At 30.1% G+C, this 26,614-nt stretch carries 19 protein-coding genes and 1 other annotated feature; of the genes, 4 read left to right on the top strand and 15 right to left on the bottom strand.

Going from position 1 to position 26,614, the window contains the following annotated elements; genetic code table 11:
• Window positions 1-219 precede the first annotated feature (219 nt).
• Window positions 220-1,692 (bottom strand): flotillin family protein, encoded by a 1,473-nt coding sequence (locus IO99_RS08310; protein WP_051824008.1) that lies wholly within the window; start codon window positions 1,690-1,692, stop codon window positions 220-222.
• A gap of 215 nt (window positions 1,693-1,907) precedes the next feature.
• Window positions 1,908-3,698, bottom strand: coding sequence for a MutS-related protein (locus IO99_RS08305; protein WP_035132332.1), 1,791 nt, complete (start codon window positions 3,696-3,698; stop codon window positions 1,908-1,910).
• A 638-nt stretch (window positions 3,699-4,336) separates the two neighbouring features.
• Here IO99_RS08305 and IO99_RS08300 point away from each other — a divergent pair.
• Window positions 4,337-4,888, top strand: coding sequence for a manganese efflux pump MntP (locus IO99_RS08300; RefSeq protein WP_035132330.1), 552 nt, complete (start codon window positions 4,337-4,339; stop codon window positions 4,886-4,888).
• Between the two features lie 100 nt (window positions 4,889-4,988).
• Window positions 4,989-5,474 carry a thiol peroxidase gene (tpx, locus tag IO99_RS08295; RefSeq protein WP_035132329.1) on the top strand — a complete coding sequence of 162 codons (486 nt, stop codon included), beginning with the start codon at window positions 4,989-4,991 and terminating at the stop codon, window positions 5,472-5,474.
• A 100-nt stretch (window positions 5,475-5,574) separates the two neighbouring features.
• Here tpx and IO99_RS08290 read toward each other — a convergent pair whose 3' ends face one another.
• The 3 genes from IO99_RS08290 to aspS form a co-directional block, all read right to left on the bottom strand.
• A complete protein-coding gene (locus IO99_RS08290; RefSeq protein WP_156964318.1) occupies window positions 5,575-5,988 on the bottom strand; it encodes a hypothetical protein in 414 nt (137 codons plus the stop codon).
• 27 nt (window positions 5,989-6,015) lie between these two features.
• Window positions 6,016-7,401 carry a rhodanese-like domain-containing protein gene (locus tag IO99_RS08285; protein WP_035132325.1) on the bottom strand — a complete coding sequence of 462 codons (1,386 nt, stop codon included), beginning with the start codon at window positions 7,399-7,401 and terminating at the stop codon, window positions 6,016-6,018.
• A gap of 238 nt (window positions 7,402-7,639) precedes the next feature.
• Window positions 7,640-8,929: an aspartate--tRNA(Asn) ligase gene (aspS, locus tag IO99_RS08280; RefSeq protein ID WP_035132323.1), complete on the bottom strand. Its 1,290-nt coding sequence runs from the start codon at window positions 8,927-8,929 to the stop codon at window positions 7,640-7,642.
• Window positions 8,930-9,186: 257 nt separating this feature from the next.
• Window positions 9,187-9,410: a binding site (T-box leader), on the bottom strand.
• A 224-nt stretch (window positions 9,411-9,634) separates the two neighbouring features.
• On the opposite strand from aspS, the gene IO99_RS08275 reads away from it, so the two are divergent.
• Both IO99_RS08275 and IO99_RS08270 read left to right on the top strand, forming a co-directional pair.
• Window positions 9,635-10,303 carry a corrinoid protein gene (locus IO99_RS08275; RefSeq protein WP_035132322.1) on the top strand — a complete coding sequence of 223 codons (669 nt, stop codon included), beginning with the start codon at window positions 9,635-9,637 and terminating at the stop codon, window positions 10,301-10,303.
• Window positions 10,296-11,381 carry a uroporphyrinogen decarboxylase family protein gene (locus IO99_RS08270; RefSeq protein ID WP_035132320.1) on the top strand — a complete coding sequence of 362 codons (1,086 nt, stop codon included), beginning with the start codon at window positions 10,296-10,298 and terminating at the stop codon, window positions 11,379-11,381. The genes IO99_RS08275 and IO99_RS08270 overlap by 8 nt, the downstream gene beginning before the upstream one ends.
• Window positions 11,382-11,513: 132 nt before the next feature.
• Here IO99_RS08270 and IO99_RS08265 read toward each other — a convergent pair whose 3' ends face one another.
• From IO99_RS08265 to IO99_RS08220, 10 genes are all read right to left on the bottom strand, one after another.
• A complete protein-coding gene (locus IO99_RS08265; protein ID WP_035132318.1) occupies window positions 11,514-13,100 on the bottom strand; it encodes an ABC transporter substrate-binding protein in 1,587 nt (528 codons plus the stop codon).
• A 230-nt stretch (window positions 13,101-13,330) separates the two neighbouring features.
• Entirely contained in the window at window positions 13,331-13,882 is a 552-nt protein-coding gene (locus tag IO99_RS08260) for a pyruvate kinase alpha/beta domain-containing protein (protein WP_035132316.1), read from the bottom strand.
• A gap of 87 nt (window positions 13,883-13,969) precedes the next feature.
• Window positions 13,970-14,578, bottom strand: a complete 609-nt coding sequence (locus tag IO99_RS08255) for a TetR/AcrR family transcriptional regulator (RefSeq protein ID WP_035132307.1) — start codon at window positions 14,576-14,578, stop codon at window positions 13,970-13,972.
• Entirely contained in the window at window positions 14,571-18,230 is a 3,660-nt protein-coding gene (locus IO99_RS08250) for an efflux RND transporter permease subunit (RefSeq protein ID WP_035132305.1), read from the bottom strand. Before IO99_RS08250 ends, IO99_RS08255 begins: the two co-directional genes overlap by 8 nt.
• A 190-nt stretch (window positions 18,231-18,420) precedes the next feature.
• Window positions 18,421-20,733, bottom strand: a complete 2,313-nt coding sequence (locus IO99_RS18375; protein WP_051824007.1) for a HAMP domain-containing sensor histidine kinase — start codon at window positions 20,731-20,733, stop codon at window positions 18,421-18,423.
• Window positions 20,708-21,406, bottom strand: a complete 699-nt coding sequence (locus IO99_RS08240; RefSeq protein ID WP_035132303.1) for a response regulator transcription factor — start codon at window positions 21,404-21,406, stop codon at window positions 20,708-20,710. Before IO99_RS08240 ends, IO99_RS18375 begins: the two co-directional genes overlap by 26 nt.
• Before the next feature lie 219 nt (window positions 21,407-21,625).
• The gene (locus IO99_RS08235; protein WP_051824006.1) at window positions 21,626-22,471 is read right to left on the bottom strand and encodes a C39 family peptidase; all 846 of its coding nucleotides are present in this window, start codon (window positions 22,469-22,471) and stop codon (window positions 21,626-21,628) included.
• Between the two features lie 165 nt (window positions 22,472-22,636).
• Entirely contained in the window at window positions 22,637-24,415 is a 1,779-nt protein-coding gene (locus IO99_RS08230; RefSeq protein ID WP_035132301.1) for a peptidoglycan-binding protein, read from the bottom strand.
• Between the two features lie 88 nt (window positions 24,416-24,503).
• Entirely contained in the window at window positions 24,504-25,055 is a 552-nt protein-coding gene (locus IO99_RS08225; protein ID WP_035132300.1) for a 5-formyltetrahydrofolate cyclo-ligase, read from the bottom strand.
• A 109-nt stretch (window positions 25,056-25,164) separates the two neighbouring features.
• Complete coding sequence (locus IO99_RS08220; protein ID WP_035132299.1) at window positions 25,165-26,541, bottom strand: sodium-dependent transporter; 1,377 nt, start codon at window positions 26,539-26,541, stop codon at window positions 25,165-25,167.
• Window positions 26,542-26,614: the final 73 nt, after the last annotated feature.

Genomic DNA, 26,614 nt, shown 5'->3' with positions numbered 1-26,614 from the left:
GGCACCTTTTCTCCATACTTTTACCAATATCTATTTTTAATTCTAGCAATGTACACCCCCCTTGTCAACATAACTAGGGTTTTTGGTATAAATTTCATATTTATATGGAACCTTCTAAACTTTTTATTAAACTCTGCATTTGCTTAAAATGATAAATTGAAAAATAAAAACTCTAGGCCATTAATTTAATAGCCTAGAGTCTGTTTACTGTATAAATATTTATTCTATTACAGAACTCTCTTCTACTTCTGATTCTATAGTTTCAGGTTCTATGATAGTTTTTTCTTCATCATCTTCTAAATCTTCATTTTTCTTGTTTAAGGTTATTCCCTTTACCAGCTCTACAAGGTCTATACCAGTTAATGAATTGATAACTTCTGGGACTTCAGCCATGATATTAGCTATGTTCTTTGATACCTTAGCTGCTCCACCTTGACCTCCATTGTCAATAATAACCATCTTCTCAGTTTTAGATAATGGCTCTGCTATATTCTTTGCTACCTCTGGAAGCTTATCTGTTAACATTTGAATAATAGCTGCTTCTCCATATTCCTTATAAGCTTCAGCCTTCTTCTTCATAGCCTCTGCCTCAGCCTTCATTGCATCTGCATTAGCCTCTCCTACTAATCTTATGGCATCTGCTTCTGCCATACCTTTAATTTTTATTGTTTCAGCCTCTGCTTCAGCTCTCTTAATCATCATAAATCTCTCAGCTTCTGCTGCTTGCTCAGCTCTATATTTATCAGCTTCTGCTACTTTTTTAACTGTAGATTCAAGTTCTTTCTCTTTTTTACGTACTTGTTGCTCTGCTATATCAGTTTGTCTTTGTTCTTCAAATAATTCTGCATCCTTTAAGGTTTCTACAACTTTCTTATGAACTATATTCTTTTCAACTTCATAAGCAAAGTCTGCCTTAGCTTGTGCCTTTTTCTCTTCTTCTTTAAAGGATTGAACTTTTAATTCCTTTTCTTTATTAGCTCTAGCAATTTCAGCTTCTGCAAATATTTGTGCTTCCATTCCAAGTCTCTTTGCTTCTGCGGTTTTTTGCATCTCTTCTCTCTTTGCTTCTGCCTCAGCTATTGCTGCATTTTTCTTAACCTCCGCTATTTGTTTAGCACCAAGTGCTTGAAGATATCCCTTAGTGTCGTCTATGTCTCTAATTGTAAAGGTCTTAATTTCAAGACCCATCCTTTCAAGGTCTGACTTTGCAACATTTTCAACTTCATTTGCAAACATTTCTCTGTCTTTGTATATCTCTTCAATACTCATTTTTGAAACTATTTCTCTTAGTTTACCTTCCAGTACATCCTGTACAGTTCCCTTCATTACTTCAATAGTTTCTCTTTCTTTTCCAGTATTAAATTGCTCCATAGCTAATAATACACTTGCAGGATCTGACTTAACCTTTATTATAGCTACTCCATCAGTATCTATTGGTACTCCATTACTATCTAAGGATTCATGAGTCTTTACTTCAACCTTCATGTTTTCAAGTGATAATCTATTGGTTTGTTCGAAGAATGGAACAACAAATCCTCCCTTACCACTTATAACCCTTCTCTTAAGTCCTGTAACTACAATAGCTTTATCTTGGGCTGCCTTCTTCCAGGTAATACAAATAAGCCAAATAATCACTAATGCAAGAATTATCCATCCTAAGTTGTCAGTAAAAATTTCTAACAGTTCTCCCATTTACACTTTCCCCCTAATTATTTTAGGCATCTGAAAATAAATAATAAGTCAAAGATGGAAAGTATATTCTGACCTATTTATTTTTTAAAGATGCCTTATATATCTTATGAAAATAATAACACATATATTACTTTCCATGAGAATATTAACTTAAAAGTACTTAATACATACTTAAAATTACATCATTTTCTTCAAATATAAAAAACCCACGTAAATTAAATTTCAATTCCTACAATTCTCATTAAATATTTAGCATTTGTAGTATTAGATTTACCTACTTTTAGTTTGTAATCAAAATATATTTTATTTTCTTTATAATACTCGGAAAAATGATAATTTTTTATTCCACTATGCTCTGAAAGACTACATAATTCTAAATCATGAGTAGTTAAAGCCCCTATAACTCCAGCTTTACTTAAATTTTTAATTACAGCTTCAGCTCCAGTAATCCTATCTTTAGAATTAGTTCCTCTAAAAATTTCATCAATAAGAAAAATCATATTTTTATTATTCTTTGCACCTTCAATAATTTCCTTTATTCTAATTAATTCTCCATAAAAAGTTGAAATTCCATTTTTTAAATCATCTGTTATCCTCATAGATGTATATATCTCTAATAAGCTACACTCCATTTTCTTACTAAATACTGGTGCACCTACATAGGCTAAAACTAAATTTATACCTATAGTTCTTAAAAATGTAGTTTTACCAGACATATTTGATCCTGTAATTATAAATATATTTTCCTTCATACTTAAATCATTATTAACTCGTACATCTCTATTTATTAAAGGATGACCAAGGTCTTGTGCCTCTATTTTAACACCCCTAGGATTTATTGTTGGTAATGTTACATTTTCATCTATATGAATTAACACAGCAAGACTCATAAGTTCTTCTATAACCCCAATATTAGAAAGCCAACTTTCTATTTTATCACCATTTTCAACCTTCCAATCCTCAAGAGAAAATACACATTGATAATCCCAAAGAAATAGTATGTTTAAAGCTAAATATAACAATCCATTATTTCTCATATTCACTCTTTCTGATATATTAGAAAGTCTTTTTATAGCTTTAATTGATGAATCTTTATCTTTAAATAAATTTTCTTTTATATTCTTTAACTTTTTAGATTTAAAATCTTTTTTCTCTATTAACTTTAAAATGTTTAAATACTCTTCTAGGTTTCCTCTAAAATAATTAACTACTTCTAGAACTAAATTTAATTTTAAAGTAGATATTGTCCATATAATTGTTTGCACAATTAAAAGCAAATACATTAACCAATTAAAATTATTCATTTTAAATATAAGTATTATTAAAGTAATTGGTATTGTAACTAAGGGCATTAAATATATAATCTTTTTAATTAATTTCGATTTTATAAGGACACCTTTATCTTCTACATATTTTATTAATTTTTCAGGATTTTTTAATCTATTCCTACTATTTCTACCTATATACTCCATTTCCTCACAAAAATCCAAGTCATCAAATAACTCTTTTATAGCATCTTGTCTTAATAGTATTTCATTATAATGAAACCTAGGTTCTAATAAAGAGTTAGCTAAAGATTTTCTTCCATGCCAAGTATTAGTTATATTTATTAGTTGAAATAAAGATTCACTACCCACAATATCTAAATCAGATGCATATCTGTGCTCCTTATTTACAAACTCTTCTCCTAAATCTTGAAAGTTTATCCACTGCCCAGAAATTCTTTGAAGGTATCTATTATTTATTTCAATCATATCCTCAGCCAGTTTTAATTTACTTTTTACTTTTCTATGATATATTACTAAAAATATAAAACTCCCATAAAAAACTATAGAAAGAAATAAAACCCTATTTGTCATTTCTCCCTTTATTCCTATATAGGTGAAATACAAGGCTAGTATCATTACTATTAATCTTAAATATCCGATTCTATCAAATTCTTTTTTATATTTAGCAATATCATCATTATACTTACTTATTTTGCTTAAAAATTTATCTTCAACCACATTATTACTCCTTACTTTTTACACTTTAAAATCATCACTGTACCTATATCAATTTCTTATATATCTAACATAAGTTTAAATCTAATATTAAAACAGCAAATCCTCGAAACCCGCATGAACAGAACAAATAGTTAACTATTTATATAGTTATATAGGTACATAGTTTTATAGGTAAATAGTTTTATATATGAATATTTATATAGTTTCATAGTTAAATTCTCCATATATAGATAAGCTATTTTATAATATCTTTTTCAGTTTAATTTTATGTTTAAATTATATTGTTGCTCTTCACTGTTACTACATGTTATATTACATGTATATTATATCCAATATTTCTACTTATATCAAACTTATATAAAAGTGTAAATTATATTTACTTATTCATGGTTTTATAATATAATAGTAAAATAATGTATCGTGGGGGAGTAGTTTGCGTATAATGCTTTTATACGTGACAAGTCAACATAATGATTAATTTTTTAATCTGGCTTGCCTTAAAGAACAAGACTCATGTATAGCTTAATTAAGATGTCTCTAATAAAAGAGATACTTTAAACTTTGCTATACATGGGTCTTTTATTATGTATGAGGAGGATAACTTAAAGTTTAATAAAATAAGATTAAGGAGTTTTTTAATGAGTACTATTGAAATTATAATGATAGGATTATGTCTTAGTATGGATGCTGCCGCAGTATCTATGACTAATGGTATGGTGTACAAGGATGCTACTAAAACAAAAATTATAGCTATGCCTTTATTCTTCGGCTCCTTTCAAGGGGCAATGCCTTTTCTAGGTTATTATGCAGGAGGAATGTTCTCAGAAATTTTAAGTAAATATTCTGGTATTTTAGTTTTAATCATATTAGGATTTATAGGGGCAAATATGTTAAAAGAAGGCATATTTCCAGATAAAGAAGAAGATGAAAATAAAGTTGTACCCCTTACCTACAAGCTTTTATTTTTTCAAGGAATAGCTACTAGTATAGATGCTTTTGCAGTAGGTATTGGCTTTAGCGCTATGAATATTGCTATTCTTCCAGCTATTTGTATCATCGGTATAACCACATTTATTTGTAGTTTTATTGCCATCTTCATAGGAAAGAAATGTGGAGATTTACTTGGTAAAAAAGCTGAAATATTAGGCGGAATTATTTTAATTATTATAGCTGTAAAGGCAGTTTTATAATATTGTTTACTATTTAAATATTGTTATAAAACCTTATAATAAATAGTATATTTGAGCATATTATATCTATGGAATATAAATTTAAAAGGAGATGATATGCTTGGAAATTACATTTCAAGGCAATCCAATTACTTTAAAAGGAATTCAACTAAGAGTAGGAGATAAGGCTCCTGACTTTACTTTAATTAATAATGAACTACAACCTGTTACTTTACAAGATACTAAAGGAAAAAGAATCTTTGTAGTTGTTCCATCTATAGATACAGGTGTATGTGATATTGAAGTTAGAAAATTCAATGAAGAAGCTTCTAAACTTAATAATGTTACTATATACACCATATCAATGGATTTACCTTTTGCTCAAGGTAGATGGTGTGGAGCTGCCGGAATTAAAAATGTAATCACTCTTTCCGATTATAAAACTAGAGAATTTGGTGATAGATATGGAGTATACATCAATGAACTAGGATTACTTACTAGAGCTGTTTTTGTATTAGATGAAGATAACACAATTACCTATGTAGAATATTGCAGTGAAGTCACTGATGAACCTAACTATGAAGCTGCACTTCAAGCTGTGAAGTAAGGATATGCAACTATTAAATTAATATATTTTTTAAAAAAGTCCAGGATGTATAACAACATCCTGGACTTTAAACTTATATTAAAATTACTATTAGTTAATTTTATTTCTTCATTTGAAGAAAACTAATTTTTAATAATTCTATTATTAAAATAAATATAGCTGCTAATACAAAAACATAGTATGTTAGTAGTTTATCTGTACTAGATATTATAGCAAAAACTGTTGATATAATACTTAATGCTATAAACATAATATTTATTTTAAAATAAATAGTCTTTCTAAATTTAACTGATTTTTTATACTTAACATAGGATGAAATTATAAATGCAATTATTAATAAACTTAAGATACAAATGAAATATAACCTTAAATTTATATCATCCCATTTATAATTTTGATAAGTAAAGTGTCTAACCAATCCCATTTTCTTATTGGATAAAGTATATATCACTGCTGTGAATATAACTAGTGAAATTTGAATGATAGTACCTAACCACTTTAAAATACTTTTCATAATCATATCAATTACCTAACTTCATATCTATTTTTGCGGTTCTCCAGTTGCTACTGGACCTGCTTTAGTTCCAGTGTTTCCACTCCATTCATTCCATCCACCATCATAAAGAGATATATTTTCAATTCCCATTACATCAGCATACCATAGAACTTCAGCTGCTCTCCAACCTGTTCCACAGAAGAACATTAAGTTTTTATCTGTTGTAATACCATATTCTTTCCACATCTTAAGAATTTGATCCCCACTAACCATGGTATTGTCTTCATTTCTGAAGTCTTCCATACTAGCGCTATCACTACCACCATGACCCCATAGCGAACATACAGGACGTCCTGTTGGTTTAATATAACTATATCCTGAAGTTTTTCCTATATACTCTTCCCAACTTCTAATATCTACCAATGTGTTTTCTTCTGGTTTATCTACTGCTGTAAGTGCTTTATCATAATCAACAATATAATCCTTTTTTAACGGAGCATCTGCACCAAAAGATTCTACTGCAACCTTAGGATTAGATTTAGTTTCTACCTCATATCCAGCATTTGTCCATTTGCTAGTTCCACCATTTAATAATCTAACATCTTTTACTCCTAAATACTTAAATATAACTGCTGCTCTTGAAGCTGCACAAGTATCTCCACCATATAGTACAACCGTTGTATCTGTAGTTACACCATTTGCTTTAGCAAATTCTATAAGCTTATCATCTGAAAGACGATTCCATAGCGGTCCTTCTTCTAATTCATCTGTATTAATATGTACAGCTCCTGGAATATGCCCTTTTAAATAATCTGGAGAATCTTTTTCTTCTCCCCATGAAACTTCAAATACTTTAAATTCTTTTCCCTCATAGGTTTCTGGTTTTTTTCCGTCTATTAAATCTTTAACCCATGATGCTGGAACTAACATTTCATAATTAGGATAAGCTACCATAGCATTATTTTCATCCTTAGCCCATTCCTTAACATCATATGTATATAAATTTTTAAATCCCTTTTTAGATAAATAATCAGCTACTTCTTTTGCATCTTCTCCATTTGCATCATAAAGAATAACATTTTTATCAGCTGATATTCCTCTTGCTTCTAAATCTTTAGCTAAACTTTCTTCTTTCTTTTCTGTATCTGCATTTAGCCAATCTGCTGAAAAATCTACAGCACCCTCAATATGACCGCCTCTTTCAACACCTTCTAATTTCCAACCATTATATGCATCATTTGCTCTTGTATCAACAACTATCCACTTATCATCTTTAATATTTTTTGCTAACTCTTCAGTAGATATAGTTTTAACTTCTGAGCTTGAACCTTCATTGTCTTTAGCTTTATCTTTAGTTCCACATGCTGTCAATGCTGTCATTGATAGTGTTAAAGCTACTGCTGTTAACATTACTTTTATAGACTTTTTCATGTTTCATCCTCCCTTATATTAATTATTTTACAATTTTCCACTTGTAGCTTAGCACCTTTTATATAGTATGTAAACATTTTTTCATTTTATTTTAATTTGATTTAACAATAGATAAACTTCTTCTATTTAAATTTTAAATAGAAGAAGTTTATCTATAAATTCATTCACATTATCTTAGATATTTTTGCACTTATCTAAATTATAAAATTTTATTTTCTCACTTTGCTCCTAAGGTCACTTATGGTGTAAGTCTAGTTCTGTCCCTAGGAATTAGTGATGCTTCTCTTACATTTTCTAATCCTAATAACTGAGCAGTTAACCTTTCTAATCCTATGGCAAGCCCTCCATGGGTTGGCATACCTTGTTTAAATACACAGGTATAGCTACTGTAATTCTCCGGGTTAAGACCTTTATATTCTATATTTTTTATTAGCTCATTATAATTATGAATTCTTTGTCCTCCAGTAGTTATTTCAACTCCTCTAAATAATAAGTCAAAGCTGTAAGTCTCTAGTTCTCCACAAGGCATGGTGTACATTGGTCTCTTTTTCCTTGGGTAATGGGTTAAAAATATGAAATCTGAGTTTAACCTTTCCTTGGCATATCTATAAATAAGTTTTTCACCCTCTGGATCAAGGTCTCCATCTAAGTTCTCTTTGCCGTACTCTTTTTCTAGTATGTCCAAGGCATCCTTCAACTTCATTCTAGGTATTTCTCCCCGGATCTCTGGAATTTTAACTTCTAGTATGTCTAAGTATTTATTTCCCTCTTCTTTAACCTTACTTAAAATATACTTTAATAGTCTTTCTTCCATGTCCATAACTTCTCTTTCATCTTCAATAAATCCCATTTCAAAATCCATACTTATATATTCATTTAAATGCCTATTGGTATTATGCTGTTCTGCTCTATATACATGAGCTATCTCAAAAACTCTTTCAAAACCTGCACCTACCATCATCTGTTTATAAAACTGAGGACTTTGAGCTAGATAAGCTTCTCTTTCAAAATATCTAACCTTAAATACCTCTGTTCCTCCTTCTGCTCCCTCAGATACTAATTTGGGTGTGAAAATTTCTGTAAACTCTTCCTTAGTTAAAAATTCTCTAAATCCCTGAACTAGTATATTTTGAATACCAAATACTGAACTTATCTTTTCATGTCTCAAACTTAATACTCTATTATTTAACATAGTGTCTAAATTAATGTTTAGATCTTTATTATTAACTTCTATAGGAAGTTCCCCTATTGTAGAATTAATAACTTCAATACTTTCAATTTCAATCTCAAAGTTATTTAATTTATTTTTTCCCTCTTTAACTATACCTTTAATAGAAACTACAGATTCTGTTTTTAAATCCATTTTTTCAGCAATAGAATTTTCAGCTACACATTGCACTAGACCTGTTCTATCTCTTAATACTATAAAAGTAATAGACTTCAACTTTCTTATGCGATAAATCCATCCTGATATTTTTACTTTTTCATTCATATGATCAATTAAATTATTTACTAATACTCTTTTCATTGTTATACCTCCTAAATTTAAACATTTTAAAAACCCCTTAAGCCAACGGCTCAAGGGGCAAAATATGCGGTACCACCCTTGCTGATATAGTAATTAAATACTAATAAATTCTTAGAGTTATACACACTAGAAATTATTATATATTAGGATAGATTAATTTTCTTAAGACATTTGAAGATGCCTTATACCGGTATTCTAAGAAAACTTACATTAATGAAATGAGCTCTATTTCATTAAAATAAAAAAACCTTCACTCCAATAGGAGCGAAAGCAATATTCACGGTACCATCCTAATTTGATTAAGTATTATTTACTTTATCATCTCAATCCCTTTAACGGAGGAATCCGATCTACCCTACTTTTCATTTCAGGTAAATATCTCCAGGATGTCTTTCAATACTACTTTTCTCATAGAGCTTCCACCATCCTCTACTCGCTTTACATACTTAGTAATATTTACTCTTCCTTTCAAAGAATTATAAATATATATTTTCTATATAATATGCCTTTTTAGAATTTTTGTCAATATATTTTGATAATTCTTCATTATTTTTAGTTAGAACTTTAAATAAATAAATTTAACTAATAGTTATTTCAAATAATGCTAAATTATTCTAAAAAAAATATTATTATATACTTGGATATAAATTTATTTTTTTATGAATTTATAGAAACCTACAATAAAACAAAAAGGTGTGTGTGAAAATGGACGAAAAGAAAAATTTACTTTTAGATGCTCTATGTAACAGCGTCCTTGATATGGATGAAGATTTAGTAAGAGCTAAAGCTGACGAATACCTAAATCTAGGATATGATGCCTATGATGGAATAGCTTCTGGTTTAGCTGTAGGAATGGATAAGGCAGGAATTTTATATGAGGAAGAGGAGTATTATATTCCTGAGCTACTTATGTGTTCTGATGCTATGTATGCAGGTATGGATAAGTTTAGACCTCATCTAAAATTTGCTTCTAATGAGATAAAACATAAGGCTGTTGTGGGTGTAGTAGAGGGCGATACCCATGACATAGGTAAAAATTTATTCAAAATTATGCTTGAAACCTGTGGTTTTGAAGTATATGACCTAGGAAGAGATGTTCCTCCTATGGAATTCATAAATAAAGTAAAAGAAACAAAAGCTACATTAGTTGGAATGTCTACTTTAATGACTACAACTATGGATAATATGAAGGTAGTTATTGATATGTTAAATGATGCTGGACTTAGAGATGATGTTGTAGTCATGATAGGTGGTGGACCCATCTCTCAAAGCTTTGCAGATAAAATAGGGGCAGATGGTTATGAAGTAGAGGCTTCAAAGGCTGCTCGTTTAGCCAAAGACCTTGTTTCAAGGAGGAATGTAGCTAATGTTTAAAGATAAAATGACTCCTATGGAAAGGGCTATAGCAATTTCTCAAGGAAACACTATCGATAGAATACAATGCAATCCAAATCTTTCCAACGGTATCGCAAGGGTAGCAGGATTAAAAATTTCTGAGTTTAATCATAGTAGTAAAGCTCTATCCCATGCAGTTATAGAAACCCACAAAAGATTTGGTGGAGATGGTGCTAAAATATTTACAGATTTATTTATCATTTCAGAAGCCATGGGTGCAAAAATGAAATATCCAGAGGATAATACTGTAGACCTACTTGAACCAGCAATTAAATCTATAGATGAACTAAGTAAACTTACCCCTGTAAATCCATTAAAGGATGGAAGGCTTCCTATTCATATAGAAGCTATGAAAATCGTAAAAGATGCTATAGGTTCTGAAGTTCCTTGTAGTGCAGCAATAGTAGGACCATTCACTAATGCATGTTTCTTAATTGGTGTTCAAGAAATGACCAAACTCATGATAAGAAATCCTGAAGCCGTTCATAAACTATGCAAAATTTCTCTTGATAGTTGTATTTCTTTTGTGAAAGAATCTCTAAAACAAGGCGTTGGAATTAGCATCTGTGAACCTATGGCATCTTCCACTGTTATTAGCCCTACTCATTTCAGAAAATACTGTACGCCATATATGGAACAATTAGTTAACTTCATAAAGGATAAAGGTTCAACTCCTTCTGTTCATATTTGTGGAAAAACAGATCCTATTTGGCAAGATATAGTAGACTTAGGCTTCAGTGCATTTAGCGTAGATAATGTAGTAAGCCTATCAAAGTGTAAAGAAACTATAGGAAACCAAATAAAAATCATGGGAAATGTAGATCCTTCTACTGTAATGTATAGCGGTACTCCTAATGAAGTTAAGGTAGCTACATTAATATGTATAAGGGATGGTTATGATAGTCGTAAAGGCTATTCGGTAATGTCTGGATGTGGACTTCCTGTTGAAACTCCTATGGATAATATCCATGCTATGCTGGATGTTACTAGAGAACTTGGATGGCCTATAGATCCAGAAAAAATAGACTTTCTTATTAAAAAGTATGGTGGTATTTAAATGTATCCTATTGGTTTATAAATGAGTTTTAAAATATTCAAAATTGAATCAGCGCTGAAATTTCCTTACATTGGTGAAAGTAATCTTTCTTATAACTATTAGGTAAGTTTCAGCGCTTAAATTACATGTAGTCTATTTATTATTTAAATGTAACTTTGACCAATCTTCAAAAAGTATATTAGCTGTAGGTTTAGCTTCTGGTACTCCATCTAGGTTTTTTTGTGCTACCATAAGGTTTTGTTCATAATCTATAGCATAAATTGCTGCATCTGATGCAATCTGACGTTGTATATCTCGATAAATTGCTTTTCTTCTATCTGCATCTACCTCTTCTGCCCCTACCTTCCATAAATTATCTACTTTAAAGTTAGTATATCCTGTTTGATTATAGTAAGAGCCTGTTTCAAACATCTTTCTATAATCTTCTGGAGCTAATCCTAAAGAATATCCACTAATGTATAAAGCACATTCATCATCTTTACTATATAACTTGTTATAAAAATCTGCATTTTCATAAGGTACTATGTCAACCTCTATATCTATGTCTTTCAATTGTTTCTGTACAATTTCTGCATACTCCTTATGAGCAAAAGCTTCTGTATTATATGCTAACTTAAGGTTATTTATAGCAACTCCGCTTTCTTCTATTAATGCTTTAGACTTTTCTATATCATGATTATATACTTCTACCTCATCTTCTATGTATAGTTCTGCCTCTTTAATTAAAATTGAATTCCCTTCTTCTACCTTCTCTGCACCTGATTCTCCATAGGCTGAAACTATCATTCCTTTTCTATCTAAAGCATAGGATAGTGCTTTTCTAAATACTATATTTTGCATTGAACTAACATTTTGATTAAAAACTATATAGTTTAATCTTCCTTGGCTAAAGGTATAAGATTGCAATTCTTCTCCCTTATAGGCTTTATCATATAATTCTGGGCTTGCTTTAACTATGGTTAGCTCTCCCTTATTAAAAGCCTCCTCTGCAGGTTCTTCTGATGAAAATACTTTTATTGTTATGAAATCAGCCTTAGGACTTCCTGAATAATAATCATCATATTTTTCTAAAACCATACTATCTTCTTTAGTCCATTCTTTAAATTTAAAGGGACCAGATCCTATAGGTGTCTTATTTCTCTCTGAGGTGGCAACTATACCTTCATTTTCATAAATATGCTTAGGAATAGGAACCACCTTGGAAAGATTATATAAAAACATTGAGTTCTCAACTGGAAGGGTTATTTTAATAGTTAATTCATCTAATTTTTCTGCTTTTATAGGCTTTTCATCTATAATTAAATACTCTCTTAAGGGTGAATCCTGATTCTCATCTAAAATCAGGTTTATTGTATACTCCAAATCATCTGCATTTATAGGTTTACCATCATGCCATTTTAGATTTTCCTTTAATTTAATAGTTATCTCCATATTATCCTTAAAGTCAACGGACTCTGCTAGGTAAGTTCTAACATCTCCCTCTCCATAAGAAAAAAGTGGAGAATAAATTATATTAGACACTAGCTGAACCTCTCCTACATTGGTAAATGCAGGGTTTACTATTTCTGGTTTCTCTGTTACTGGAACAATTATATTTCCTCCAGCCGTAGTAGATATTTGCCCTTCATCATTTTTAGGACCTTTTAAATTACCGCACCCAGTAAAATTCATTATACTTATAATTATTAATAACATAGAAATCATTCTTTTAAGTTTCATAATGTCCTCCTTGATATAAAACATAAATTATTTTACTTTAGCTTCTGCACTTTAGACTAATTTTAAGCATGAAAATAAATTATTCTTAAAATAAAGGACCACTATGAAATCTACCCACACAAAAAAAGACTATCTCAAAACAAATTACATCTTATATTAGTAAATTGTTTTGAGACAGTTCTATAACCTTAATGAAATATTGAGTTTAAAATAAGTTAAATAAAATTATACTATAAACTTGGTTTACAAATAAATTCATCTATTTTACAATCTAAAATATTAGAACCATGAGACGTACGCATAATAATGGCAGTATCTACTCCTAGGCCTGTTCCCCCTAAAGCTATAATGGGCTCCATATATCCTATAGCACCACTATCTAAAGCCATTACTGCTATTTCCACTGCTACTTTAGTACCTTGACCTAACATACGTAGAGAGTATGCAATTATTTCTACAGGATTTACTCCTCCAAACTTACGTGAAAGTCCACGCTCTGCTCCACTAAGCACATGGGTTGTAGTTACAACCTTAATTCCTCTACTTTTAAATAACGCCAGTTTCTCTTCAGAAATTTCTTGAACTCCGGGTTCTTTAAACCCATTAACATGTGTAACGCATACTATGTTTATTCCATCTATATCTAACTTAAGAAGCTCCTCTATAGTATTCCCTGTACTAGTAGGTACTACTATAGTCTTAATACTCCTTTTACGAGCTGTTTTTAATGCAATCTCTAATGTATCTTTAGTATTCTGTTTTCCTGGTTTTTCAAAATACATACTAACTTCCTCCCCAAATTATATATAATATATTTAAATTATAACATATATCCTCTTTGCTAATAATTCTACCCTAATTAAAATCCTTTAACTTAACGACTTTAAAATCAAAGTGTATGCATTTTCTTTTATCTTTTCTATATCCATAGTTGCAAGGTTTGATGTAGAACAAAAATAATTTGAATAGCCTAACATAGCACTTATAAATACATGATATTCATACTCTCTATTTTCTTGTGCTTTAACTATACCCTCATCTATTCCAACTTCCATTAACCTTCTTACAGCGTTAGACATTTCTTCCTTTCGCTTTATAAAAATTTGGTTACCTTCTTCTAAATATTGTCTTAGTTTATCTGTTTCAATACTTGATAAAGCCAAGATAAAGTTTGAATTTTTGTTTCTAGAATTTTCTTCTATTAATTTAAATAAACCATAACATTTATTTTTAAATCCCTGAGCCTTATTAACTATGCTAAATACTTCATTAAATTGAATTTCTATATTATATATAATAGCCTTTGCTAGTATTTCTTCCTTAGACTTGAAATAATTATACAGGGTTCCTTTCCCTATGCCAGCTGCTTCTGCAATATCAGCAGCTTTTACTGAATGAAGGTCTACGCCTTCATTCATAAGTTTTATTACAGCATTAAATATATCTATTTCTCTTTTACCATAGTTATTATCAAACATTTTTACCCTCCTCAACCTCTACTACTGCTACTAAAGCCTTCCTATGCAATATGTCGTATATAATAGGAACAATAAATAATGTTAATAGTGTAGCATAGGTTAATCCTCCTATGGTCACAATAGCCATTGGTTGAATCATATCTGCTCCCATTCCTATTCCCATAGCAAGGGTTAAGAGTCCTAAAATAGTAGTTAATGCTGTCATAAGTATAGGTCTAATACGAGCCTTTCCAGTTTCAATTAAAGCACTTCTTTTATCAACGCCCTGTAACCTTAATTGATTTACATAATCAACAAAAACTATACCATTGTTAACTACAATTCCTGCTAATACAAGAAAACCTAACATGGAAATCATACTTATCTCGAAACCAGTTATTACTAATGCTAAGAGTCCTCCTGTAAACGCTAGAGGTATAGTAATCATTACTATTAATGGTGATAATAATGACTGAAATTGAGCTACCATTATTAAATATATTAAAACAATAGCTAGTGAAATCATTTTTATTAAATCTCCTAAGGTTTCATTGATTGTTTCACTTTCTCCAGTAATATCTATGGTGTATCCCTCAGGTAACTTATAAGAACTAATTTTGCTTTCTACATCTCTACTGACAAGTCCAATATTGTGATCATTGTCTATACCAGCAGTAACTGACATACTTCGCACTTGATTCTTATGATTAATAGAAGCTAATGCCTGGTCTTCTGAAATTGTAGATATATCCTTAAGGTATACTTCCTTTTCTTCACCATTAACTGTAGCTTTTATAGTATAATCCTTCAATGTTTCCCTTGTTAATTCTTCCTTAGACTCAGTTACAACTATTACAGGATATTCATTAGAGTTAATGGTAATATTAGTTGATTTAGTTTCATTCTTAATAGCTGTAGCCACTTGTTGATATACTTGTGCTACAGTAAGTCCATATTTAAGTGCCTTATTTTTATCAACTGTAATTCTAGTCTCTTCTGATGCATCTTTTAGGCCATTTGATATATCAATTGTTCCTTCAGTGTTTTCTAAAATTCCTGTTAAATCAGTAGCTATCTCCTTAAGTTTATCTAAATCATTACCTTTAACAAGAATTTCTATACCTGACCCACCCATAGCTGACATATCCATATTAGATGAATTTACAGTTATATCACAATTTAAGTCCTTTGTCTTTTCATCTATGCTAGTAGCCACTTGTTGACTAGTGTTACTTCTTTCGTCTTTTAAAATTATATACATAGATACTGCTTTATTGCTACCATTACCACCCAAAAGGCCCATAGAACCATTGCCACCTTGCATAGCACCTACTGTTTTAACATCTGGTATTGTAAGGATTATATCCATTACCTTATTACTCATTTCTCTAGCATCTATGGTAGTACTTTCCTTAGGCATTTCTATTGATACCATTATCTCATTACTATCAACCTCTGGCATAAATGCTGTCCCCATAGAAAAAGCACTATAAGCACTAGAAATTAATAATACTACCACTAAACCTATAATTATAATCTTATGATTAAGGGCTTTTTCTAGTAACTTTACATAAATACCTACAATTTTGTCAAAAAGTTTATGGGGCTTTTCTTTAGTATTGGTTAGCATAGTAGATGACATAGTAGGCACCAAGGTTAGGGCTATAATTAAACTAGCAATTAATGAATACGCAATTGTTAGTCCCATGTCAGTAAATAGTTGTCGAGATATTCCTTGAGTAAATACAATAGGTAAGAATACACAAATTGTTGTTAAAGTAGATGCAAATATTGCTCCTGAAACTTGAGCTGCACCATAAACGGCAGCCTTAGTGGAAGACATACCTTCATTTCTTAATCTATATATATTTTCAATTACTACAATACTATTATCTACTAACATACCAACTCCCAATGCTAGTCCTGCTAAAGATATTACATTCATAGTAACTCCACTAAAATACATTAGCCCTATTGCAAATAATAAACTTACAGGTATACTCATTGCTATTATAAATGTTGGTTTTATATCTCTTAAAAAAACAAGTAATATTACTATTGCAAGAATTCCTCCTAAAATTAAGTTATTTAATACAGAATTTATTACAATATCAATATACATTCCTTGATCACTAAGCTGATTTATATGCATATCTGGATTTTCTTTTAATAATTTTTTAATAGTTTTATTTATATCATGGGATACTTCAGCAGTGGAAGCTGTACTTTGTTTTTGGAAAGAAAGTAAAATACCATCATTACCATTAATTTTTGCATACATGTCATGGGAATTATTTATAAATCCTATATCTGCCACATCTTTAAGCTTTACTGTACCAATACCATCTATATCCAAAGTTATCAATTCTAAATTTTCTATTTCATCTACATTTGAAAATTGGTCTCCTACCTTAACTAAATACTCATGTTTATTTTCTGTAATATATCCAGCTGGCATGGAGAAGTTTTCTGCTGCTAATATACTACTTAATGAACTTTGAGAAATCACTCCATCTAATCCTGCTTTTTTATAAGCATTTTCTTCTGCAATTTTAAATTCTTCTTTTCCTTTCTTAATAGCCTCTTCACTTTCTTCTAATTGAAGTTGTACCTTGGCTAACTCAGAGTTAAGGGTGGCCTTTCCAGCTTCTAATTGTTTTTCTCCCCCTATAATTTCTGATAACTTCTTCTCTAATCCCTTCTTTTGCTTTAAAATCTCCTCAATACTTTTATTAGTGGCTTCCAAAGTTATAGATAATTGTGTTAATTTTAATTTTTCTTCTGCTGAAGTTTCTTCTCCTGCCTTTATTTGTTCTTCTATAACTTTCTCTAGATTTTCCTTTTCCTTTTTAATCTCATCGCGCTTTTTTTCTAATCCTTCTTGACCTTGGATTAATAGTTTTAGCCCTTGTTCAACTTGAGATTTTCCGGAAGAAAGGCTCATACTACCTTCCAATAACTTTTCCTTCTGCTTATCACTTTCTTCATTAAACTTAACTTTACCATCTTGCAAAGCTTTTTCAGCTTTATCTAATTCTGCTTTAGTTTGAGATAGTTTTCCATCAATAGATTTAAGAATTCTATTATTAAGCTTATCTATTTTTTCTTGCTTCAGAGAGATTTGTAAACTTTCCTCAATTATCCCTGTACCAGAAACAGATGCTACTCCATCCAATCGTTCAAATTCAGGTATAATCTCCTCTGTTACTTTCTTTGATGTTTCAGTAATATCTTTTCCATCAAAGTCTACACTGGCAACTACAATTGGTAGCATATCTGGATTTATCTTTATTAGCATAGGTGTCCCTACTTCATCATCAAGTTGGGATTTAACCATATCAACATTTCCATTCATCTCAATCATAGCACTTTCCATATTAGTCCCTTGAGTAAACTGAATAATAACCATACTTGAGTTTTCACTAGAAATACTATTAATTTCTTCTACTCCACTAGTTGTAGATAAAACTTGTTCTAATGGCTTTGTCACAGTAAGCTCAACTTTCTCTGGACTCGCACCAGGATAGGCAGTTATTACTGCTACATAAGGTAAATCTATACTAGGTAATAAATCAGTAGTCATTGATGTAAAAGATATGATTCCAAGAATAATAACCAATACAACCCCTACTATAACAGTCATAGGTTTCTTCACACTGAATTTTGATAACACTTTAGTACCCCCATTATTATTAAATTTAAATGACTGACCGTCCAGTCACCAGATATTATACCATATATTACATATAGCTACAATAAGTTCATGGCATTAAAAAACTGCTTAAAAATAGACTAAATACTTACTAAAGTACTTAGTCTATTTTCAAACAGTATATTCTCCTTATATATTTTTTTAGAATGTATTATTCATAAATATTAAACTCAACAGTCACCTTAAACAAATCCCCATCTATACCTATTTCTAAAGTTCCGTCATGAAGTTCTATTATGCTTTTTGCAATGGCTAAACCTAAGCCTGAACCTTCTGTATTCCTTGATTCTTCTCCTCTTTTAAATCTTTCTGTAATCTCACTAGCATCAAAGTTTAATTCATAAGCTGATATATTTTTCATTGTTATATATACCTTACCATTTTCAGATTTTACATCTACATAAACTCTAGTGCTTTTTAGGGAATATTTTATAGCATTAGAAATTAGGTTTTCAAATACTCTCCAAATTTTTCTCCCATCAGCATTAATATATATCTTTTCTGATGGTATATTGGTTTTAAAATCTAAATTTGCTTCTTTAATTCTATTCTCTGCTTCTCCTAATGTCTGCTTTATTAAAGCATTTAACTCTATTTTTTCAAAATTTAACTGCATAGCTCCACTAGCAGCCTTGGAAGCCTCAAATAAGTCTTCTATTAATATCTTTAATCTTTGAGATTTTCTATCTAAAACTTCTACATAGGCTCTTGCTTCTTCTGGTTCAATGCCCATTCTTTTAAGTAAATCTACATAATTAATAATTGATGTTAATGGAGTTTTAAGATCATGAGATACATTTGAAATAAGCTCTGTTTTCATTTTCTCACTTTTATTCTCATTTTCTATAGATTTTCTAAGTCCTTGCTTCATATTGTTTATACTATGGGCAAGATCTCTTAATGCTCCCTTACCCTCTTCTGATATATCATCATTAATTTTTCCTTCTGAAATAAGCTTAGCACCATTAGTTATTTTATTTAAATAAGCAAACTCTTTTACTAATTTATATATAACAATTGCTGTAGCAACTATATCAAAGCCAAGGGCAATAACTGCTCCTACTGCTCCTACTACAACCATTAACATTAAAGATACACTAGTACAAATAGCTACATATACGCCTATAACCAATACTAATTTTCTTCCTAAAGTACCTTTTTCCATAGCTATACATAAATGATTATAAAGTTTTACTCCATAACTATCCTTAAGAAGTGTATTCTCCTTATAATTTTGAAGTAAGGCTTTGATAATTAAGTAATAAGCTATCAAAATTAGTGTTACTACCAGTATATTGTTAATATTGATGGTATATCTATATTCATTACTCCAATTATGTGTAAAAAACATATGATAAGATATCCATCCCATTAATATACCTAATAACTTAAATTCTAAAGGCATATTTTTTAATTTTTCTACTATTCTATTTGAATAGCATGGCTTATATCTAAACTTCCTAAGGACAAAAATCATAATTACTACCCCAAATAAGGAGGCTATCAAAATGCCTATTTCTGTATCTACAATAGAATTAGCTTGCAGAAATTTTTCATAGGTATTATATATGCTATCTCCAGCTACTAGTTTACTTGGGACTGCTACATATATATCCAAGTCTCCCTTTACTCTAAAGCTCTCTTCATTAGTATAACTATTACCATTCTCATTATAACTATGTGTAACTACTACAGTAGCTCCATGACCTTCAGTGTAGTTACCATATTCATTTAGTTCCTTATCTTTAATAAGTTCTCCATTAATAAATATATTTTTGTTTTCTACTCCGCTAGAAATATGATATTCCGAAAAATAGCCACTACTTTTCTTTAACTCTGCAATGGCATCCTTGCCTGGTTTATAGTTGGTAAGCCATATGTCATTAGCTTTATCATAGGCAATGTACCTTAAATTTGAATAGCTATCCAAAGTCTTAATATACCTATTGTAATTCACCAACTTCTCTTCAACTATTAACTTTTTTAGTTCTTCATCACTATAATTGTACTTTTCCTCTATACTTTTATAGATAACTTCTTCTTCTTTGTTAACCTTCTCTTCATCCCAATTGTTAGTGTATTTTTCATGTAACTTACTTCGCTCATTATCACACTCTTCTTGAATCTTCTTTCTTATAATTTCTTTTTTCCATTGAATTTCTTCCTGGGTTAAATTTTTTATTTCCTTAATATAATCTTCTGTTTTATAAAGTTCCATTACTTCAAGAATCTTTTCTGTAAAAGAGTTGATTTCACTTCCTAAAAATTTACTTCCATATAGACTTCTTTCATCAAAAATACCACTATTAACTCTAATATCTTTAAAAGAAATTAGGGATATGGAGACCATTACTACAGTTATTATAATAGCTATAGTCTTTGCTATTTTTATTCTTCTACAGTCTTTTACCATTTCTTCATACTCTCTATCCTTTTCATCAACACTTGTCGATTTTGTATCCAATTCCCCACACCACCTTTAAATATTTTGGTTCCTTTGGATTAATTTCAATTTTTTCTCTAATCCTTCTTATATGCACAGCTACAGTATTATCTACATTGTAGCTAGTTTCATTCCAAACTCTTTCGTATATTTCTTCCATGGAAAATACTCTTCCTTTATTCTTAAGCAATAATTCTAAAATTTTAAATTCTATAGGTGTTAGTTTTATACTTTCACCATCTACAAATACTTCCTTATTTTTAGTGTTTAGTTCTAATCCCCCACTTTTTAAAACTTCCTTTTCTTCTTCTTTGTTAAAATTACCCAAGGTCACATATCTTCTAAGTTGTGATTTAACCCTTGCAATTAACTCCAAGGGATTAAAAGGTTTTGTTATATAATCATCTGCTCCCATATTTAAGCCTAAGATTTTATCCGTGTCCTCTGACTTTGCAGAGATAAGAATTATTGGAATATTTTTTTCTTCTCTAATTTTAAGAGTTGCTCTAATTCCATCCATCCTTGGCATCATTATATCCATCAAGATAAGATGTATTTCCTTATCTACTAAAGTTTCTAAAGCTTCAATTCCATCACAAGCTCTATATATTTTTAATCCTTCGTTTGAGAGATATATTTCAATGGCATCTACTATTTCTTTATCATCATCAACTACTAATACATTGTAATTCATTGTACTCCCCTCCACTTCATATTAATTATACCATGACTTCTCTCAAGCTATACTTCTATATTACCCTTGAAATATTAAATAATTGTTTATATAAACCTTAAGAAATTCTTACAATATGTTCACATAATAAGAATGGTAGCTATCAAAATAATTCATTAACTTTTATAAAACATGGAGCCTATACTTTAATATTCTTAAAGTATAGGCTCCATGTTTATGTTAATATATTCTATTCATTAACTTATTATTTAAAATAACTATTGATTGGTCTCCCAATTCCTTAAATCTTTTTTCAACTAACTTCTTATCATAGCCAACTACACCATTACCTTCATAGGGATCATTAAAATAATATTTATCTTTATCATAACCTACAAATACCATACAATGCTCATTACTTATCCACTGAAACTTCTCCCCTGATTCTCGCAAATACCATTCTGCACCTGATTCAGTAGGAAGTAAATTAAGGCTTGTCCAAACTAACACAGGTATTTCTTTATCTATATAATTTTCTATAAGTTCATTAAACCCACTTCCTGTGGTATTTTTTACGCAATGCTCTTTTCCTAAGATTTTATTTAATGAATTAACAATTACAGGGGCATAACATCCATAACTATATACACTTCTTGGGTCTCCAACAAAAGCTTCATTCGGATTAGGACCATATAAATCTCCATTAACTTCTTCTAAAAATGAGCTCTCTAAATAATCATCTATAAACTTATCAACAGATATATTATATCCATAATATTTTAGTATCATAGATGTACTTACAACCTCACACCCTGTTGGATATTCTCCAGCTTGACTTATATAGGGTACAGAGATAAGCTTGTAACTTTTATTAGATTGTTCATTAATTTTGTGAGTTTTTAATTCATTATTTAGTTTCTTATAACTCCATAGTGATATCTGCTCTGGTGCATAAGATTTTAAAATAGCTGACATATATACTGTTAAAATGCATAATGTAAAAAAAAATACCGTTCTTAGAATTATTGATTTACCCTTTATTGAATAGTTTTTATCCTTAGCTCTTACTCTTTTTATAATCTTCAAAGCATTTTACCTTCTTTCTAAAGGATTTATTTTCTAAATATAGTATACTATGTAAAATAATTAAAATAATTAAATAAATTGTAAATTATATACAATTAAAAGCTTATCCTATAGAATTTTAATCCATAGAATAAGCTTTATCTTAATTATCATATTGTTCATAAATTAAATATCTTGATATACTTGTACAATCTTCTCCCAAGTTAATGGCCCAACTATACCATCAGAATTCAATTCAAAGTACTTTTGAAAATCCATAACTGCTTGATTTGTTGCCTTTCCAAAAATCCCATCCACATTTATCTTTTTTATAGATGGATACTTATCTGCTATAGCACTTAAGTAGGTTTGTAATTTACTTATAACCTTTCCTCTAGAACTTTGTTTTAATATATATCCCGGATATCGATATCCATCGCCTTCTGGCTTATTACTTCCATTAATTATATCTTTATATACAGAGTATATTTTATCCCAAGTTTGCCTTCCAACTATTCCATCTACATCTAATTCAAATTTCTTTTGAAATTGAATTACTGAATCTAAAGTACTTACACCAAAAATACTATCTCCATTAATTGGAGGCACTTCTTTATAATATTGAGATATAAAATTTAAGAAATATTGCATTTGGGATACAGCATCACCTGTGGAGCCTTGCTTTAATAAATATCCAGGATACTCTCCTGTACTTTCTAATTTTTCTCCTTCTGACTCTAATTCTGCTAATCTTTTAACTCCTACATAAATTCCTGACATTTTATACCAAGTTGATTTTCCAACGATTCCATCTGGATATAAATTAAATATTCTTTGGAATGCCTTTACAGATGATTCTGTCTCTGATCCAAACACTCCATCTACAGGTTCTATTTTAGGTATTGCTGGATAATTATTAGAAATTCTATTTATTTGTCTTTGAATTGTTTCTACATCACTCCCTGTACTATTAAGCTTTAACGGAGTTCCACCATAGGATTCCTCTATACCTCTTATATCATTAGTTTTTGTTAGTTCAATATTACCACCATAGTAATTTTTTAGTATCTCCATAGTTTCATATCCATCCGTAGCAAGTTTTACAGTATCCCATTGTGATAACCCCTTACAAGTTACAGTTGTGCCATTACAATATTGTGCTAATAGTGGTTCCATATAACCTTCTCTAGTAATATATTCATTAAATATATCATCTACAATCCTACTAATGTTCTCAAAAATATTTCTTCCCTTAATAAAGTATTGATCATAGGCTGTAGAGTTAGTTATGTGAAAGTTATACCCCTTATTTCTATACCACTCTGTATATACTCTATTTAGTGCAAAGGAAATTTGACAATATATATTAGCTCTTATAGCATGCTCTGGCCAAGTAGGATATATTTCACTAGATGCCACATTCTTTATATATTCTGGAAATCTTACAGTAACATTTTCTGCATAGGATGATGGTGCACCCAAATGTACTGTTATAAATTCCGGAATATATGGTCTTATCAACACCTTACTTTGAAATATTGGCTCTTTCTCCTCTACCTCAACTCTAGGCATTTCCTCTATCAACTGATGTGGTGGAATATAATTATGCTCTAGTTCCTCTAAGAATTCTCTTTCCTTTGTAGTAGGTATCATTTCTACTTGTTGTATTGATACTTCATTAGGAAAAACTTGAACCCCTTCTACCACTGCATCTTTATATCCAGGAGCTCTAACATATAAATCATATACTGAATATGGTATTTGCTTAGAATCTTTATTTTTTGATAGTTCAATATCTGGCGTATCTACTTCTAATATTTTCGTTATTCCACTAGAATCTGTAGTTAATATACGCCCTTTATCAAAATCTACTGAAGTACTTTTTAAAATAAATATATTTCCGCCTGAAACAGGTACCACCTCTCTTGCAGTAAAAAGTTCTACTTTTATAAAACCTCTTCCCATAACTTTCTCCTAAAAAATATTATCCATAGTTATTATATGGAGAAAAGCTATTTATGTTAGTAAAATTTCATAATAGAATTATCTTAATTTATCTATCTGTAATCACTTTATGAATTTTCACATCATGTTCATCATAAGGAATATAATCACAAGTAATCTTTTCTCTACATATAACAGCTGTAGTAAAGGTAGCATGTTCTAAGTAACGATCATAAAATCCTCCTCCATAACCTAGACGATATCCTTCCATATTGCAAGAAACACAAGGTATTATAGCAAAATCTATTTCTTCTGACTTAATTAATGGACATTCATCCTTAGGTTCTAATATCCCATACTTTCCATCCTTTAAAGATTTATAGCCCTTGATTTCATGTACCTCCATAATCCCCTTACCTATACATTTTGGAACTCCAACTCTTTTACCACTTCCTAATGCATTCTCTATGATATTTCTTGTATTAATTTCATCTTCTGTACTTACAAAACAAAATATAACCTTTGCCTCTTTATACTCCTTGAGATTTATTACTTTTTCATAAATTTTCTTATCCGCTTCTAAAGTATAATCCTTTGATAATTCAGCAATACGTTTCATAGTTTCATTACGAAGTTGCCTTTTTTCTTCTTTTATATTCATTAGTAATCTACTCCTATCCTCCGATTAATATCTTTATATATTTTATAATACATTAAATAAAGGAATACTCAAAACAATAATATTGTTTAGTAGTATTCCTTTAAATTTATTATAATGTTATTCCAAATATTTTAAATATATATGGTAATACTCCTATGGCATTTAACCATATAATGAATATTAAAACTGGTGCAATATATTTTATCATTATTACAAAGAATGGTTTACTTCTAAATCTATATTTACCATTGCAACTAATCTCATCTGAGATATTATCAACACCCCATACATAACCTATAAAGATACACATCAGAAGTCCTCCTAATGGCATAAGTAGATTTTCAGCTAAGAAACTCATAAAGTCAAAGAAATTATATCCAAATATTAATACATCTTTCATAACTGGTCCATTGGCCAAGGAACAAGGTATTCCTATAAAAAATAAAATTGTTGATATTATTATAGTAGTCTTCTTTCTTTCTATTTTAAAAGTATCAATTACAAAGGCTACTACAACTTCAAGCAATGATATGGCTGATGTTAATGCTGCAAATAAAACTAATATAAAAAATAAAATACCAAAAAATTGTCCAAAAGGCATTGAATCAAATACTGAAGGTAACGTTATGAACATGAGACTTGGTCCAGCTCCCGGCTCAAATCCAAAGGCAAACACTGCTGGTAACACTGCAAATCCAGCAAGAAGAGCCACTGCTGTATCTATAGCTGGTATAATTATTGCATTCTTTTCTAAGTTTTCTGTCTTTCCCAAATAACTTCCATAGGTTATTATTGCCCCCATTCCTAAGCTTAAGGAAAAGAATGCTTGTCCTAAAGCTGCCATAACTGTTCCAATTGTAACCTTTGAAAAATCTGGTTTTAGAAAAAACTTTATTCCTTCCATTGCTCCATCTAAAGTTACTGATCTAATAGCAATTATAACTAATAATATAAATAGCGCTGGCATCATAAATTTACTTGCTTTTTCGATACCTCCAGCTATTCCTTTTAATACTATTACACAACAAAGAACCATAAATACTAAGTGCCATACTATAGGTTGAGTAGTACTTGCAATGAATCCACTAAAATAATTTCCTGCTTCTGCTCCTGATATACCTCCAATTAAATACTTACCTATATAATTTAATACCCAGCCACCTATAACACTATAAAATGCTAGTATACAAAATCCCACAACTACTCCAATAAAACCTACAAAGGCCCACTTTTCACTTAACTTTTTATATGCTCCTACTGAACTTAAATGAGTATTGCGTCCTATTGCCATCTCACCTAGCATAATTACAAATCCAATTATTACAATCATAACTAAGTAAATAACAACAAAAGCTCCTCCTCCATTGGCACCTGCTAAATACGGAAACTTCCATATATTACCCAAACCTACCGCTGAACCTGCTGCTGCCAATATAAAACCTATATTAGATGCCCATTGTCCTCTGTTACTCGTATTTTTATCCATAACTTTCCCCCTATCAAATTTGATAATTGTTTAAAATATATTTAATTATAAAATATATTTAATTTTAGAATAT

Origin of the sequence: Clostridium sulfidigenes (assembly GCF_000732635.1) — a bacterium.
Classification (GTDB): domain Bacteria; phylum Bacillota; class Clostridia; order Clostridiales; family Clostridiaceae; genus Clostridium_J; species Clostridium_J sulfidigenes.
Note: the sequence above shows the minus strand (reverse complement) of the source record. Positions and strands in the feature narration are given on the sequence as shown.